The sequence below is a fragment of the Borreliella kurtenbachii genome (genome assembly GCF_030437945.2).
GTDB classification, from domain to species: Bacteria; Spirochaetota; Spirochaetia; order Borreliales; family Borreliaceae; genus Borreliella; species Borreliella carolinensis.
Genome location: NZ_CP179509.1, coordinates 15409 through 30789 on the forward strand (window position 1 = coordinate 15409; position 15381 = coordinate 30789).

At 26.8% G+C, this 15381-nt stretch carries 18 protein-coding genes and 1 pseudogene; 15 read left to right on the forward strand and 4 right to left on the reverse strand.

The annotated features are described in order from the left end of the window. The first annotated feature begins 1 nt into the window (after position 1). Genes QIA22_RS04940 through QIA22_RS04950 form a run of 3 tightly spaced genes read left to right on the forward strand, consistent with a single transcriptional unit; the run spans position 2 to position 1020 of the window. Positions 2–349, forward strand: a complete 348-nt coding sequence (locus QIA22_RS04940; RefSeq protein ID WP_418456809.1) for a BlyB family putative holin accessory protein — start codon at positions 2–4, stop codon at positions 347–349. Continuing rightward, on the forward strand, positions 339–674 hold the full coding sequence (locus tag QIA22_RS04945; RefSeq protein WP_367611757.1) for a BlyB family putative holin accessory protein: 336 nt from the start codon (positions 339–341) through the stop codon (positions 672–674). The genes QIA22_RS04940 and QIA22_RS04945 overlap by 11 nt, the downstream gene beginning before the upstream one ends. Continuing rightward, positions 667–1020, forward strand: a complete 354-nt coding sequence (locus QIA22_RS04950; RefSeq protein WP_418456811.1) for a BBA14 family lipoprotein — start codon at positions 667–669, stop codon at positions 1018–1020. Before QIA22_RS04945 ends, QIA22_RS04950 begins: the two co-directional genes overlap by 8 nt. A 136-nt stretch (positions 1021–1156) precedes the next feature. On the opposite strand, the gene revA is transcribed toward QIA22_RS04950, so the two are convergent. After that, positions 1157–1639: a fibronectin-binding protein RevA gene (revA, locus tag QIA22_RS04955; RefSeq protein WP_418456813.1), complete on the reverse strand. Its 483-nt coding sequence runs from the start codon at positions 1637–1639 to the stop codon at positions 1157–1159. Positions 1640–1810: 171 nt separating this feature from the next. Between revA and QIA22_RS04960 the strand changes: the two genes are divergently transcribed. Then, positions 1811–2248, forward strand: a complete 438-nt coding sequence (locus QIA22_RS04960) for an Mlp family lipoprotein (RefSeq protein ID WP_367612069.1) — start codon at positions 1811–1813, stop codon at positions 2246–2248. A gap of 36 nt (positions 2249–2284) precedes the next feature. Here QIA22_RS04960 and QIA22_RS04965 read toward each other — a convergent pair whose 3' ends face one another. Continuing rightward, entirely contained in the window at positions 2285–3301 is a 1017-nt protein-coding gene (locus QIA22_RS04965) for an ERF family protein (RefSeq protein ID WP_367612071.1), read from the reverse strand. 530 nt (positions 3302–3831) lie between these two features. Between QIA22_RS04965 and QIA22_RS04970 the strand changes: the two genes are divergently transcribed. The 7 genes and pseudogenes from QIA22_RS04970 (at position 3832) to QIA22_RS05000 (ending at position 9779) form a co-directional block, all read left to right on the forward strand. Further along, positions 3832–4932 carry a plasmid maintenance protein gene (locus QIA22_RS04970; protein WP_367612072.1) on the forward strand — a complete coding sequence of 367 codons (1101 nt, stop codon included), beginning with the start codon at positions 3832–3834 and terminating at the stop codon, positions 4930–4932. Positions 4933–4941: 9 nt separating this feature from the next. Then, positions 4942–5508 (forward strand): DUF226 domain-containing protein, encoded by a 567-nt coding sequence (locus QIA22_RS04975; RefSeq protein WP_367612074.1) that lies wholly within the window; start codon positions 4942–4944, stop codon positions 5506–5508. Then, entirely contained in the window at positions 5484–6239 is a 756-nt protein-coding gene (locus tag QIA22_RS04980; RefSeq protein WP_367612075.1) for a ParA family protein, read from the forward strand. Before QIA22_RS04975 ends, QIA22_RS04980 begins: the two co-directional genes overlap by 25 nt. A gap of 51 nt (positions 6240–6290) precedes the next feature. After that, on the forward strand, positions 6291–6836 hold the full coding sequence (locus tag QIA22_RS04985; protein WP_367612077.1) for a chromosome replication/partitioning protein: 546 nt from the start codon (positions 6291–6293) through the stop codon (positions 6834–6836). A gap of 3 nt (positions 6837–6839) precedes the next feature. Further along, positions 6840–7466 carry a Bdr family repetitive protein gene (gene bdr / locus QIA22_RS04990; RefSeq protein WP_367612079.1) on the forward strand — a complete coding sequence of 209 codons (627 nt, stop codon included), beginning with the start codon at positions 6840–6842 and terminating at the stop codon, positions 7464–7466. A gap of 491 nt (positions 7467–7957) precedes the next feature. Beyond that, positions 7958–9302: pseudogene (locus QIA22_RS04995) on the forward strand (DUF244 domain-containing protein). A 51-nt stretch (positions 9303–9353) separates the two neighbouring features. Then, positions 9354–9779 (forward strand): DUF261 domain-containing protein, encoded by a 426-nt coding sequence (locus QIA22_RS05000; RefSeq protein ID WP_367612057.1) that lies wholly within the window; start codon positions 9354–9356, stop codon positions 9777–9779. Between the two features lie 5 nt (positions 9780–9784). On the opposite strand, the gene QIA22_RS05005 is transcribed toward QIA22_RS05000, so the two are convergent. Beyond that, positions 9785–10561, reverse strand: a complete 777-nt coding sequence (locus tag QIA22_RS05005) for a tyrosine-type recombinase/integrase (protein WP_367612059.1) — start codon at positions 10559–10561, stop codon at positions 9785–9787. Between the two features lie 430 nt (positions 10562–10991). Here QIA22_RS05005 and QIA22_RS05010 point away from each other — a divergent pair, with 430 nt between their 5' ends. Together QIA22_RS05010 and QIA22_RS05015 are read left to right on the forward strand one after the other, a co-directional pair. Beyond that, complete coding sequence (locus QIA22_RS05010; RefSeq protein ID WP_367612061.1) at positions 10992–11780, forward strand: hypothetical protein; 789 nt, start codon at positions 10992–10994, stop codon at positions 11778–11780. Positions 11781–11921: 141 nt separating this feature from the next. After that, positions 11922–12908, forward strand: a complete 987-nt coding sequence (locus QIA22_RS05015; RefSeq protein WP_367612063.1) for a hypothetical protein — start codon at positions 11922–11924, stop codon at positions 12906–12908. Between the two features lie 58 nt (positions 12909–12966). On the opposite strand, the gene QIA22_RS05020 is transcribed toward QIA22_RS05015, so the two are convergent. Further along, positions 12967–13251 carry a TM2 domain-containing protein gene (locus QIA22_RS05020; protein ID WP_367612065.1) on the reverse strand — a complete coding sequence of 95 codons (285 nt, stop codon included), beginning with the start codon at positions 13249–13251 and terminating at the stop codon, positions 12967–12969. Positions 13252–13465: 214 nt separating this feature from the next. Between QIA22_RS05020 and QIA22_RS05025 the strand changes: the two genes are divergently transcribed. Both QIA22_RS05025 and QIA22_RS05030 read left to right on the forward strand, forming a co-directional pair. Beyond that, positions 13466–14032, forward strand: coding sequence for a DUF603 domain-containing protein (locus QIA22_RS05025; RefSeq protein WP_367612067.1), 567 nt, complete (start codon positions 13466–13468; stop codon positions 14030–14032). Continuing rightward, positions 14029–15381 carry a PBSX family phage terminase large subunit gene (locus QIA22_RS05030; protein WP_418456818.1) on the forward strand — a complete coding sequence of 451 codons (1353 nt, stop codon included), beginning with the start codon at positions 14029–14031 and terminating at the stop codon, positions 15379–15381. The genes QIA22_RS05025 and QIA22_RS05030 overlap by 4 nt, the downstream gene beginning before the upstream one ends.

A 15381-nucleotide genomic window follows, 5' to 3' on the forward strand; every position in this document is an offset into this window, starting at 1 on the left:
TATGAAGTTATCTAAAGATAATGTTGAGCTAGGACTTACGTCTTTATCAACCCTTATTGATATATTTTCTAAATTTGAAGATGAATTTGATGAAATTGCACATAAAGGATTCTTTTTGGTTTATGAGCTGTATTCTCATTATCAATTAATCTATACAGCAAATATGGAAAGACTTGAGGGCGCATTGACTCCAGCAATAAATGCGGCACTCGCTCCATTAAATGAAAAAATTAATATGGTTATTGATTTAGTTAATTCTAATGAAAAAAATCTCAAAATATCTAATGATCTGAAATTCAATCGGGAAGGAACCCCTATCTATAAGGAAAGACCAAACAATGCAAAATAACACTATTGGTTTGGGGCTTAATTTACTATCCAGCTTAACTAATATAGCTAAAACTGATACAAACATAGATCATAATTACATCAATACTTTTAGTAAAGTAATAGACTTTTTCTACAAAACATATATAAGCACACTAAAATCTATGGAAACAGCTGCGTCAATGAAAATATTTGAAGAAATACAAGACATTTTAAAATACAATATTGAGATAATAGAGGCTATCTCTGCTGACAAAAATAAAAAAATTATCACTTCACTTAAAGCAACACGCAACAAAATTATGAAAGAATATATCAAAATGCTTAAAAGGAGTGAAAATGCTTAAGAAATTGCATTGTCTACTAATTGCTTTGCTATTGTGTTGTACTACTATTGCCAACCTACCAGAAGAGCCAAAACCTCCAATTATTCAAACACTAAAATATTTAGCCAAATATGAAACACAACTTTCAGAGTATGTTATGTACCTTGTAACATTTTTAGCTAAAACAAAGGTTAAAGTTAATGATCCAAATTATCCAGAATATCCTTATCCAGACTTATCAACATTAAAAGACGAACACTCTATACCTGCGGTAAAACATAATATAAACATATATTTAGAGTACATTAAAAAAACAAAACCAATAGCGGAAAAAGTATATAATCAATATTCTCAGTTAAAAATGTAAATTACAAAAAGGTTTTTCTTGCAAGAAATTCTACTTTATAATCAAATTGGCTCTTATAATAGAAGAAAATCTAGATATTAGATTAAAGTAAATGTAATATCTAGATTTTAACATTTTCAATATGAATATTTACTAATTAATTAGTACCTTCTTCGAGAAACTTTATTATTTTATCTATCTGTTTTACAGCTTCTTCAGACATTTTTTTTCCATTACCAGCAGTATTGCTTCCGCTGAACTTTATAGTTGCTCCAACCAGCTTTGATTCTGCCCATATCTTGCTTTTTGCAGTATTATTGTCAATATCTGTAATCTCCTCAATTTTTTGTTTAGCTGCTTTTAAAGCTGCTAATTTAGCTGCCAATTTATCTTGGAAGAGACTTTCTAAAGCCAATAGTTTTTCTTTAAGCTCTGCATTACTTACATCCTTTAAACTTTCTTTTAATTTATTTATTTCTTGTTTATAATTATTAAATTTCTCATGATCAATCTTATTATTAAGAGTTGAAACGTCTGTACTCAATGAATCTATTTGTTCCTTTTCTTCTACATATGCTTTACAAGCCATTATAAATAACATTGATACAAAAAATAATTTAACTATGTTTTTATTTTTCATTAGTTACTCCTATATTTAATAATAATGAGATAAAAGCTAGCACAACATTCGAAAAATATAAATCTCTCAATTAATATTTTTAAAGATTTTTAAAAATAGGCTCTATAATTACAAGAATAAATTTTATTTTTACTCAACATATTGAACTAGAGATAAGGGAAGGAAATAAAAATGAAAATCATCAACATATTATTTTGTTTATTTTTACTTATGCTAAACAGCTGTAATTCTAATGATAATGACACTTTAAAAAATAATGCCCAACAAGCAAAAATCAGAAAAAAACGTGATTTAAAAAAAGAAGAAGTACAACAAGAAAAACCAAAATCTAAAGAAGAACTACTTAGAGAAAAGCTATCTGAAGATCAAAAAACACAACTTGACTGGTTAAAAACCGCTTTAACTGGTGTTGGAAAATTTGATAAATTCTTAGAAAATGATGAAGGCAAAATTAAATCAGCACTTGAACATATAAAGACTGAACTTGATAAATGTAATGGAAATGATGAAGGAAAAAACACCTTCAAAACTACCGTTCAAGGGTTTTTTAGCGGCGGCAATATAGATAATTTTGCAACTGGAGCAGTTAGTACCTGCAACGGGTCCTAACAACTAGTAGCCCCCTATTTGGGGGCTTTAATATTGCTATGCTGCAAATATCTCATCAAACCGTTCGTATTCTTTTAAGATACTAAAGAATATTAATGGACTAGGGCCATAAGCAGTCCTCTTAAACGACACAAACTTTTCAAAATCTTGTAAATCCTTTAATCTATTGTTTTTCTTGAAATAGTTTTTTATAATCTCCGCCCAATAGTTTATACTCTTAAAATCACTGTTTTTCTCAAAATACGAGATTAAATCAGATTCAATTTTCTTGATATCATCAACATTATTGGGGTCTATATTCTGGATAAAGCTTATTTTTTGAATAATTAAGTTTATATTATCTTTTGTTGTAGGGCTATTTACCCAATTTTTTATATTAGACAACGCTTCTTTAAAAATACTGTAATAATAAAACCTATCTTTTTTTTGTTCTTGCTTAATATCTCTTTTCTGGTTTTGAATAGTGTTATTTTTCTGAATTTGATTAATCTCTTGTTTTTGTTCCCTTTTTTGTTCTTGCTTTTGATTAACAATAGCTTGCTTGTTAGGCATAGAATGTCTGTTTTCATAATTATTGTAAATAGGTGCTGCATCAGTATCTATTTCACTTCTTATGCAAAGATGCCCTACTAAAGCGTATCTTTTGAAATAAGTAATAGCTGATCCAACAAGTTGTGGCAATGTATTTACATTTTTAGAGCCATTTTCACTGTTCCATTGTAATTTATCTGTATGAATTGGGGTATCAAATGAGTATTTGTAAATAGTACTTGTACTGTAGAATGTAGTCCTAATAACATCAACTATGCCATATTGACCCTCTACAGAAATTGGGTCTTGCGTAAAAAAAAGATCTAAATTATGCTTATCAATAACGTTATAAATTTCTTCTACTATGTCATTGAAATCTTGATACTTATACCCATACCCTTTAAGACTTTTGTCAATACGCGGCAAGTTTCTGATTAGGGTTTTCATATCTTTTCTAAAGCTTATTTCTCCTTGAATATTATTTTGTATTTCTTGATTATTATTGTTTGAAATGTTTGTCATATTTTTTTTACTCCTTATATTTGTATTAATAAATATAAGTATATAGCAAAAACTATTTTTGCCAATTTTTTTACAAAAATTTTTGCAAAAAAATACGACTTGACTAGAACAAAGAACTAGCTAAGCCTTATTCTTGATTTTCAGGATTATCCTACAATGATAAAGTTAATCTACTATACACACATATATAGCAAAAATGATTTTTTATCCGGTTTTTATAAGAATTGTTACAAAAAGGTGCGGGCTTAGCTAAATTCTCTTATTAAAGAACTTAGTTAAGCCCATATCTTTTTTTCTTGCAAATTCAAATATAAGGTAGAAAAAAATGAAGATATCTTTCTACACTGTTTGTAGTATAGTCTAACTTTGGATTAAAATCAATTTATATTTTTACTAAATAAAAAATTTTATTTATTTTTTAACAAAATTAATAATTGAAATTTAATATTTTCTCTTGAAGAGTATTTACTTTTAAATCAAAATCTTGCATTATAATATTAAGTATTAATACAAATATAAGGAGTAAAAACATGAAAGGTTTTTCAAATACCACAAAAAATCCAACTTGCCACAATAAACACCAACACAAACTAATATATCTTACATCAACAGTAGATTTTCTAAACAAAAAAGATAAGAAATACACACAACAAAACATACTCTATTACTATAATAAAAATCTAAAAAGAAATGGTTTAGCTCCCACTACACTAAGAACAATGCAAAATTATCTTTACAAATTAGAAAAAGTATTAAAAGTCACAAATAATTACTACCAACACATGGGTGTAAATTGTGGGACTGAAATTTACTATAAGCTTAAGTATCCTAAAAAAGAATGTTACCAGAAAATCAACAAGCACTTTGAAGAGCGAAAAAACTCTAGATTTAAATCTAGAGTTAATAACCATTTTAAAGACGATATTTCTAAAAATGGTAGTGTAAATTCAGTGGAGTGTTTAAGTAATAAAAATAATATAAAAGAAGAAATAAAGATTAAAGAAATAGAAAAATGTCAAGTAATAAAGTACTTCAATAAGAGTAACTTGTTATGTAAAGAAATTCTTCCGTTTTTATTAACATTAAATGTTGATAAAGATACTATGATTAAAATAATAAAAAACATAAAAAGAATTGAAAATAAATTGCTAAAAAACACAAATTTAAATAAATCTTGCTTTAAAGAAAAGCAAGAGAAACTAAAGAATATTCTAAATAACACTCAGAAAGAATTCGAAAAAAATGGACATAATCCCGAACAATTAAAGAGAAATTTACAAAAAGTATATGAAAATTACAAATATAAGCCCCATTTTATTATTGAAAGTCATAAATATAACGATTTAAACAACATAAAACGTAAATTAGAAAAGTCGATTGAAAGGGAAAAGCAAAGTTCTCAACAAAATTATCAAAATTTAAAGGCAAATATTTTCAATATCCTTATTGAACAACTAAGAAAAGAAACAAATATTGAAATTCTAAAGCCTATTGTAAAAGAATATTTGAATAACCAGAAGAAAATAGAATACAATAAGGTATTTGGTACATATCATCTTGAATTATTAGAAATAATAAAAAAACGAAAAAATTCTATAACGAAAGAAGAATTTAATGTAAAGGCCGTATGAGGATTTAATATGGAAAATGCACCAGAAACTATTGAAACTACAAAAAAAGGCAAATGTAAAGTTGAATGCCAAAATAAAGAACGCTTTATTTTAATTGAAAAAGAAAATGGGAAAGCAATGTACCATACAAAAATAATGATGGACATTTACAAATTTGGAGTTTATGAAAAAAAACATGAATTCAGATTATCATTGAGGGCCTTATTTAATGGAGAAAGAATTGTTGAAGAAACTCATTTATATCCAATTAAAGAAGGAGATAAATTTATTGGTATTTTTTATGGCTATAGAAAACCGATTAAAAAGCCGTTAATAAAGTATCAAATAAATGGGACTAAAAAAGCATATGCATTAGCAAGGGCATATTATATGGAATTTAGATTTAAAGCAGGAAGTGTTTTCTGCTATTTCAAGGGATTATATCGTTTATTAAATAAAAAAAGAACAAACAATCACTACAACAAAGTTTTATTTAGTATGTTTACAGATTTAGAACAACAAGTATATAAATTTTATGGGAAAAAATACCCAGAGCAAGGACCGTTAATCAAATGGATAATAAAAAACCTAAAATAATAACAATAGCGTCAATTAAGGGCGGTGTTGGCAAAAGCATGTTTTCAATTATATTTTCATATATCCTAAACGAAATGAACAATAAAGTGTTAATTGTAGATTTAGACCCTCAAAATAGTTTAACAAGTTATTTTTTACAATATATCAGAAATATTGAATTGAATAATGTTTATTATCTCTTAAAAAGAGATCAAAACATAGCTTTTAATGAATATATAAATTCAATAAATAATAATATGTATATTATTCCGGCCCATCCAATTCTGTGTAAATTTGAAAAAGGAGATATTCCCTATAAAGAACTCATGTTAGAGTATATTTTTGATAAAAATTTACATTACTATAATTTTGATTATGTAGTAATTGATACTCCTCCTAGTTTAAGTTCTTTGTTGTTTAATGCGCTAAACATTACACATAAAGTTATAATACCTATTCAAGCAGAAAGGTGGTCTGTAGAGTCCCTGCCAATATTAATGAATGAAATAAAAGAAGTTGAAATAATAAGAAAGAAAAATATTGATGTGTTAATAATAGAAAATCAATTTATAAAAAATAGGAATACGTATAAAGATATTGAGAGTGTTTTGAAGTCAGAATACAAAGATCTTATTAAAGGAAGAGTTCATTTTTATAATTCAATTAAAGTTTTTATAAATGAATTAAAAGAGCCTAATAATAAGGAAACTTATTATCAAGAAATAAAAAAAATATTAAACAATATGCTTTAAAAAGTCCGCCGAAAGACTTTTTAAAGCATAATAGAAACTTAGGAGGATTAAGTGTCAAAGCTAAAAGAAAAAAAAATATTATTAAATAATAGAATTGAGGATGTTCAAAAATTTGAAAATGAGGAGCTTGAATATAAAAGCTATAAGGATCAACTTCGTAGAATTACGGTTGATGATATTGAAAATAAAATTAAAACAATGAAAATCTTATATAAAATAAGAGAAAAAAAACTTTATTTGATTGATGGTTACAAAAAATTTGAAGACTTTTTGGCAGAATTTATAATATCTAGAAGTCAAGCTTTTTTATATCTTAAAATTTATAGAAAGGTATTAGAGGGGAGTGTATCAATAAATGATATTAAAGAGAAAGGATTAAAAGGCGTGTATAGGAATATATTGAATATAGAAATTAAAGAGGACAAATCAAAACAAAATCCGATAAAGCCACTAAGATTTCAACTCAAGAGTCAAGAAAGTTACGATTTTTATAAAAGCAATGCTAAATTTACTGGGTATCTTTTGGATAAATTATTTAATAATGAAAAAGAAATAATTAAAAAAATTATGAAAGAATATAAACAATTAAAAGGATAACCTATGAACAATTTAGCATACAAAACATATAACATAGAAAGTATAAAAAACGAATTTTTAAATATAGGGTTTAGCAAGGAAGCAATAGATTTTGTTTTTCTGCACAATGATAATTACAACTTTGAATTTTTAAAAGAGAAAATAATTGATGTAGAGAAGAATTTGCAAAAAGACATATCTAATTTAGATACTAAGATTGATAGTGTTAAAACCGAACTTAATACTAAGATTGATACTGTAGAAAAGAATTTACAAAAGGATATATCTAATTTAGATATCAAGATAGATACTGTAGAAAAGAATTTAAATGCCAAAATAGATAGTTTAGATACTAAGATAGACAATGTAGAAAAGAATTTAAATATTAAAATAGACAATGTAGAAAAAACTTTGCAAAAAGATATATCTAGCTTGAATACTAAAATAGATAGTGTAGAAAAAGCCTTGCAAAAAGATATATCTAGTTTATCTACTAAAATAGATAGTGTAGAAAAAACGTTACAAAAGGATATATCTAGTTTAAAAAACGAATTTACTGCAAGTAATAGAACAATACAAGTAATTCTAATAATGGGAATAACGCTTGCTCCAATTATCTATTCTATATTCAATAAGTATTTTTTAAATTAAGAATGATTAAAATTTTATAAAGTAATAAGTTGACATATAGCTTTAAAGTAGAATTTATTTGAATTTTTTAACAAGAGAATTTAAATAGGTTCTTTTATTTTAACAAATACAAATTGATTTTAATTCTAAATTGAACTATACTCAATTGTTGAAAAGCTTTTTAAAATAATTTTTAATAAGTGAATTCGGTTAAGCCCTAGCTTTATTAAGTTCTTTAACAAGAGAATTTAATAAAGCTTTTATTAATTATAATAATTTCTGTAGAAAGTTGGTAAAAATAGTTTTTGTTATACATATATGTATGTGAATAGCTAAAAAAGTGTATTGCTATCAAAACAATCCAATTAAGTTGGGTTTAGCTAAATTCTTTAACAAGAGAATTTAAATAAGCCCAACTATTTTTTTGTAAAATTTTTTGTAAAAAAATTGGCAAAAATAGTTTTTGCTATATACTTATATTTATTAATACAAATATAAGGAGTAAAAAAAATATGACAAACATTTCAAACAATAATAATCAAGAAATACAAAATAATATTCAAGGAGATCTCAATATGACAAGAATTAATCAAAAAAGTTTTACTGGATGTGAAATATTTGAGGAAAAATCTTCTCCTATTAAAGAAAAAAGTAAATTAAGTAAGATAGGTAAAAAATTGCCAGGAATAAGTAGTCAAGAGTGTTTTAGATTTAATCGAAATATTGATTTTAGTGTGCAAAGAAATGAACTTGATAGATACGGAGCTAGTGAAGTAGGCGATGTTTTGATTGGAGGTGTAGGACTTAAAGACTTAAAGACTTAAAGACTTGATGATTAACAGAGTACTTAAATATTTTGGAATGAGCCTACCTTTTGAAGAGAATTTGTATATGCTTAAGGGCAAAGAATTAGAGAATTTAGGATTTAGAGAATTTGTTAAAGCACATGGTGATGATATTGATATTTTGTATAAGAACAAATATGCCAACAGTGTTGATAAGTATAATTATTTCAAGAAAACTGGTAAATCAGAAATGTTTGTTGGATCAACAATTGATGGTTGATTTATAAATAGTAACGGCACCGCAGAGCTTTTAGAAATTAAAAGCAGTGATTCTAATTATATGAGCAGTGCTATTGCTGAGTACAATAAAAATGGCAATTTTTTAAGCAGCAAATATTTTTTCAAATATTATGTGCAGGCGCAAATGCAACTAGCATGTACTGGACTTGAGTATTGTAATTTATTCTTTTTAATAGATGCAGCACCAGTTAACTGTAAGATTAAGAGAAATGATGACTTAATAGCAAAAGTGCTTGAGTATGTTCACAAATGCGAGACGGAAGCTTTTAATATAAGAACTCAAATATTTAAAAATAATAATATCAACTTACAAACATTAAATAATGATAATAATGAGGTGATAAAACTAGTTGAAGATTTAGTAGAAAGAAGTGAATTTTATAGGAATGGAGTTGAGTTTGATTGGGCAAGAGAATTTGTAGAATATGTTGATTGTGTAGACCTTGAAATTAAGGATAGGCAAGTTGCTGAAAATCTTGCATGTGATCTAATGGAGGTTGATAGTGCAAAAAAAGAATTAAACAAAATGCAAAACGAACACAAAAAAAGAGAAAAGTATCTTAAAGATATAATTAAAATGAAAACCTGCAATATTACGAATATATGTCCACTAATTGAGCATGTAAATTATAGGTTTAGAGAATTTGTGTTCACTTTTGACTCTAAGAAAAGGGCAATATCAGATAGATTAAGTGGTTTATTGCCAACAAGTGAAACATTGCTTTTCCCAAGCAATATAGCATTTGCAAATAATGTCAGTGTCCCCATGTGAATGGGAGCACTAAAAAATTAAAGAAATAATTTAATATAGGAGAGGAAATCAATGCTTATTAATAAAATAAAACAAGACAATAGAACTTTAAGACCAGAGATACAAAGGTGGGGCTGTTACTTTTTGTGTCTACATTACTATACAAGTCTATTTAAGAAACGCGAATTTAATGCCTATGAGATAAATTCAGCATATTATAGATTTATAGGACTTGGCTACATCAAGAGTAATTGTTTTATTATAAATCCATGTATGATACTTAATTACTACGGAATTAGAAGTAGTGTAAGATATGAATCTTTAAATTATTTGGGTGCAGCCAATGAATTTGAAATAAGTGAAGTTAAAATCGACAAGGTTAATGGGTATCACTTTATAGCAACAAAAAATAAAGAAATATTATATGATTCACTTGACTTAAAACCAAGTGGAAAAATATTTAAAGTAACTTCAAAGCGTATATTTAAACTAAAGTAGTTTTTTTAAAGTTTAAGATTATTTTTCATGCATTTATAAGCGTGAATTTTATTAGCAGCAGAGAGGCCGTAGATATTATCAATTTCGGAAGTTGAATGATATTTCATAAGTTCTTTAATTTGGAAAGAATTATAACCATTAGATTTTAAATATGAAATGAACAAATTTCTAAATAAATGGAGCGATTTATTAGCGCGAAATCCCGATTTTTTGAGAAGATTTTTAAATTTTTTGGAAATATTGATAATACTAATTTGATTGTCTTTAAATTTATGTTTGGTTTTTTGGAAAAGATAAGTACGTCGTAAGTCAAGATTTTTACTATTAAAATAATTTTCGTGGGCTTTTTGAATAGCCCGGAACTCTTCGGAATTGATGACAATTTCTCTAATACAAGTGACATTTCTTTTTTTAGCGATATTTACTTTTATATTGTAAAAAATTTCTCCAGTTTTACTTAATAAGGGAATAATATCTTGCATTTTTACTTTTTGCAGTTCGGCACCTCTGCACCCACTTATTGCGAGTAGATGTAAAAACCAACCAGAAATTGGGTCAATTTGTTTTAATGTTTTGACACATTTTTCAATTATTTTGATAGCTTTTGGGGTCAAATAAAACTTAGGAGTTGGTTTTGAAGTTTCTTTTTTAGGGTTAGAAGAAATTTTTTGTGAATTTTTAAGAATTTTGTTTTCATTTACTATTTTTTGATAATCTTGTAATAGTTTGAGTATAGAATCAATGCCGAAATTATTTAAATTAAAATAATTATTCATGTCCATAAAATCCTCTCCTTATAAGTGTTACTTTTAAATTAAGTAAAAGTAATAAAAATAGATAAAAAAAGTAATTTATATTGTACCAAAAACGAAAAATTTTAGTCAAATTTTGGGTGTTCTCATTGCATGCAAAATCTGGGCTGTAGGATGGCTGTAATAAAGAGAAGTGTCAATTTCTCGAGGTGTTGGATAAGAAAGACTACATACTTTATCTAATATATAGCAAAGACTCTGAAATTTAAGCCATATGTGTTTTATAGTCTTTTGTAATGAGCAGGACATTTGCAATGGAGAGATTTTGGGGAGTTGGTTAAAATTACATTTGCGTTTTGTTAATATGTAACAGCTGAATGTAACAAAATTATATATTTAAATCTTTGAAAAATTGTATTTATTATGTATTATGATATGATTGAGATTTATGGAGAGTATTATGAGTAAGAAAATGTTTATTATTTGTGTAGTTCTTGCGATGATAAGTTCTTGCAAGAATTACGCAAGTGGTGAAGATTTAAAACAAAATTTAAAAGAACAAGTTGAGGGATTTTTAGATACAAAAAAAGAAGAGTTGTTTGGAGGGTTTGAAAAACCAGAAGCAAAAGTTAAACCAAAAGCTGAAGAATTAGTGCAAGCTGATGAGCCACAGGGGCAAGGTGAAGATCAGGTGGTTCAAGGTGTTGCTGAAGATTCAGAATCAAAAGAAAATGGGATTGACAAAAATGATCAAGAATTACAAGAGGAGATTGAAAAAGAAATAAAAGAATTAAAAGATAAAATAGATAAAGCAGATCCTAAGAATATTTCTATTAGAACATATTCAGGGTATGAAAAGAAAATAAAAGAATTAAAGGGAAAATTAGAAGAAAAACTAAAAGATGAAAAAGATAAAGAAAAGTTTAAAAACGAATTAGAAACCCTTGAAAAAACTTTAAAGGATAAAATGGAGAAAAGGAAAAAAGAATTAGAAGAGGTTAGGAAAAAATTTCAAGAATTTAAAGAACAAGTTGATACTGCAACTGGAGGAACTTATGGTCAGCAAGTTAAAGGAAAAGGCAGTATTGGATTTCAAGCTTGGCAGTGTGCTAAAAATTTAGGGTTAAGCATAAGTAATATCAATAGTAATACTGATGAATTAGCAAACAAAGTTATAGATGATTCACTTGAAAAGATTGAAGAAGAGCTTAAAAGCATTGAAGAAGAGTCAAAAAATGTTAAAAAATAAAAGAAGTGGTTTTGAAAGTATAAATTATAAAAATAAAAATTATAACCGGGCTTGTTTTTCTATTTATATTAACATTGCTTAAGTATTTGGTTAAAATGTAACTTTTTAAAAGTTGTTATTTATTAATTATAAAAGGGCACAATGAATAGTTTTAATTTTAATTTTTTGTTTTTATTTATATTAATTGGTTGTAATGTACATTACGAAAAAGATTTTGATAAATTTTCAACAGGCATGGAGCATTCATTTAATGATTTTGAATATGCTAATAATAAAAAAATAGAAATAGAAGAAAGAGAGATATTGGAAAGAGAAAAAAGAGATCAATTAGCAAATGAAAATAAAATTAGATCTTCTATAAAAGAATTTAAAAGTCAAATTGAATATTATAGAGATAAATTCCAATATAAAATCAAAAGATTAGAAAAAGAAATCGAGGAAGAAACCCAAAATTTAAATTTTTTTGTTAAAGAAGGCCATAAAAGAAGTCGGGCGCCTAATGTTTATCAATTTCATCAAGATGAAATTATAAGATTAACAAATGAAAAAAAAGAAGTTAGTTTTTCAAGAAAAAGCTATATTCAGCTAAAAGACAATAGTATTAAGCACCATAAAGTTTATATTGATGCAATAGAGGCAGCTTTTCCCAATATTAAGTATAAATTAATTGAATGGAAAAACTCTAATATTGAAAGATATAAGGCTAATATTGAAAGATATAAGGCTAATATTGAAAGATATACAAATGGAATAAAAATGTTATATGAAATAGAGAATAAAGATTTAGATGATGAAGCTTTAATTGTTAAATTTAGGTCTGAATTCTATAAATTAGAAGATGATAATATGATTGAAGAGAATAAAAATTTAGTTGAAATTTGGAAAGAGGATATTGAAAACTGTCAATATAGCATAATATCTTATGAAGTTGACTATAATAGATATAATAACCTAAAATCCGAGGTTGATTCATTAGAAGCTCTGAACTTAATACTTCAAGATATAAAGAATTCAATTGAAGAAAAGAAATTAGAAATAAATATGTTGAAAAATAGGATTGAAGAAAAAGAATTAAGAAATAAAGAATTAGAAGAAAAGTTTAAAGAACCTGCAGATAAACAAGAGTAAAAAATGGTATTAAAAACATAAATTATGATGAACAAGACTAATTGATAGTCTTGTTTTTTTATTTACATTCAAACTTATTTGTTGCTATTCTAATGAGATCGATTAAAGCACCAATATATAAAAATCCAAATGTAAATAGGTATAACATACCAGTTCCTATTTTCCCTACATAAAATCTGTGAACTCCTAAGTAACCAAGAAATAAGCATAGTAAAAATACTACAAGTTTATTGTAGTTTTCAGCCTGTTTATTTTTGACCCCGCAAGAAATACAAATTTCAGCATCTTTTTTAATTGTTTTGCCACAAGAATGGCAATATATTTCGTCAACAGCTTTTGACATGATTTTTCGCTCCTTTTTAAAATAAAACATACTTATCTAAAATCATTTAATATAAGTAAATTATATTTTTACGTATTTAAATTTAATGAACATTTGAAATATAGATCAAGAGTTAATAGGTATAAAGAAATTTACAGTTTATGTTAACAATTAATAAATTGCTTTACTATTTAGAGTAACAAATTGTTAATTTTGTTAATTTAGGAGAATTTCTTTGAAAAGAGCCAAAAGGTCTTTTGATGATTATGTTGCGTATTTTCGCGAGGGTTCATTAAGTGATGGAGAAATAGCAGCTAAACTGGGGGTTTCTAAAGTAAATGTGTGGAGAATGAGACAAAAATGGGGAAGTGGAGAAAGTGTTGTTAACGAGGGCTCTAGAGTAACAATTAGTGAAGATACTTTTGAACGCCTTTTGTCGCAAACCTTTAAATCAGAAGTTAACGCTAGGAAAGTTAGAAGCGAATTAGATTTAGAGCGGGCCAATTTAGAATTAGGGTTTATATATGCATTTAAGCGATATTCTAGTGTTGAGCTAGCTAGCATGCATACTAAAATAGAAAATTTAAGAGCCGAAATTGATGCTTTAAATAAAGCAAACAGTAAAAAAAGTAAGAAAATTGTTAATGGAGAAATTAATTCTTTAAAAAGTGAGCTTGATGAATATGTAAAGGAGTGCTCAATAAGAGAAATGGAGCTTTACTATGAATGTGTGAAAAAACTTACAACTGCCCATGAAGCTGAAAGCAAAAGCAACTATAAAAATAGTAAAGGACACAAGTGAACTTATATCAAACAAAACTTTTTACAACACTACAAAAGGAATACAAAAATAAATATGGAGTTGATATATCACAATTTGTAAAGCTAACAAATTCTTCAATTAATTTTGCTAAGTTTGAAGAAAAACAGTTAACTTTAAAACAAAAAAATGTGATAAAAAGCATTCAAAAGAATAATGAAAAAAAGATTATACTCAGCGGCGGTATAGCTAGCGGCAAAACGTATCTTGCGTGTTATCTTTTCCTCAAAAGTTTAATTGAAAACAAAAAGTTATATTCTAGCGATACGAATAATTTCATTATTGGGAATTCACAACGCTCAGTTGAAGTTAATGTTTTGGGGCAATTTGAAAAGCTATGCAAACTGCTTAAAATTCCTTATATTCCAAGACATACAAATAATTCATATATTCTGATTGATTCACTGCGAATTAATCTATACGGAGGGGATAAGGCAAGTGATTTTGAAAGATTTAGGGGTAGCAATTCAGCACTTATTTTTGTGAATGAGGCTACAACTTTACACAAGCAAACGTTAGAGGAAGTCTTAAAAAGACTAAGGTGCGGGCAAGAAACTATTATTTTTGATACTAATCCCGATCATCCAGAACACTATTTCAAAACTGATTATATTGATAATATAGCAACTTTTAAGACATATAATTTTACGACTTATGATAATGTTCTGCTCAGCAAAGGATTTATCGAAACACAAGAAAAGCTATATAAAGATATACCATCATATAAAGCAAGAGTTTTGCTAGGTGAATGGATAGCAAGCACTGATTCAATTTTTACACAAATAAATATTACTAATGATTATGTATTTACTAGCCCGATAGCATATTTAGACCCAGCATTTAGTGTTGGCGGGGATAACACTGCATTATGTGTTATGGAGCGGGTTGATGACAAGTATTATGCTTTTGTATTTCAAGACCAACGACCAGCCAATGACCCTTATATTATGAATATGGTAAAGACCGTTTTAGAGAATTTTAATGTACATACACTTTATTTAGAGGATAGAGACAATACAAAAGGTGCTGGTGGATTGACTCGTGAATACATGTTGCTAAGAAATAATATGAGTCAATATTTTAGAATTGTCCCGGTTAAGCCAAAATCTAATAAATTTAGCAGAATAACAACGTTAATTACGCCGTTTACTTACAATAAACTTTACATTACGAAATACAGTAGCTCTTCTGTATTTAATGATATTTATTCGTATAAAGGAGATAACAAAACCCATGATGACGCTCTTGATGCAATATCTGCAGCATATTTGATGTTGTCTTTAGGATATAGAGAGAGAAGTGTTCACTTTGGCAATCAAAGATTTTTGTAA

Coding starts and splice junctions, on each gene's coding strand:
- QIA22_RS04960 (WP_367612069.1), top strand. CDS start 1,811: ATGAAAATCATCAACATATTATTTTGTTTATTTTTACTTATGCTAAAC.
- QIA22_RS04975 (WP_367612074.1), top strand. CDS start 4,942: ATGGAAAATGCACCAGAAACTATTGAAACTACAAAAAAAGGCAAATGT.
- QIA22_RS04965 (WP_367612071.1), bottom strand. CDS start 3,301: ATGACAAACATTTCAAACAATAATAATCAAGAAATACAAAATAATATT.
- QIA22_RS05015 (WP_367612063.1), top strand. CDS start 11,922: ATGAATAGTTTTAATTTTAATTTTTTGTTTTTATTTATATTAATTGGT.
- QIA22_RS05000 (WP_367612057.1), top strand. CDS start 9,354: ATGCTTATTAATAAAATAAAACAAGACAATAGAACTTTAAGACCAGAG.
- QIA22_RS04950 (WP_418456811.1), top strand. CDS start 667: ATGCTTAAGAAATTGCATTGTCTACTAATTGCTTTGCTATTGTGTTGT.
- QIA22_RS04980 (WP_367612075.1), top strand. CDS start 5,484: ATGGATAATAAAAAACCTAAAATAATAACAATAGCGTCAATTAAGGGC.
- QIA22_RS05005 (WP_367612059.1), bottom strand. CDS start 10,561: ATGGACATGAATAATTATTTTAATTTAAATAATTTCGGCATTGATTCT.
- revA (WP_418456813.1), bottom strand. CDS start 1,639: ATGAAAAATAAAAACATAGTTAAATTATTTTTTGTATCAATGTTATTT.
- QIA22_RS04940 (WP_418456809.1), top strand. CDS start 2: ATGAAGTTATCTAAAGATAATGTTGAGCTAGGACTTACGTCTTTATCA.
- QIA22_RS05010 (WP_367612061.1), top strand. CDS start 10,992: ATGAGTAAGAAAATGTTTATTATTTGTGTAGTTCTTGCGATGATAAGT.
- bdr (WP_367612079.1), top strand. CDS start 6,840: ATGAACAATTTAGCATACAAAACATATAACATAGAAAGTATAAAAAAC.
- QIA22_RS05020 (WP_367612065.1), bottom strand. CDS start 13,251: ATGTCAAAAGCTGTTGACGAAATATATTGCCATTCTTGTGGCAAAACA.
- QIA22_RS04945 (WP_367611757.1), top strand. CDS start 339: ATGCAAAATAACACTATTGGTTTGGGGCTTAATTTACTATCCAGCTTA.
- QIA22_RS04970 (WP_367612072.1), top strand. CDS start 3,832: ATGAAAGGTTTTTCAAATACCACAAAAAATCCAACTTGCCACAATAAA.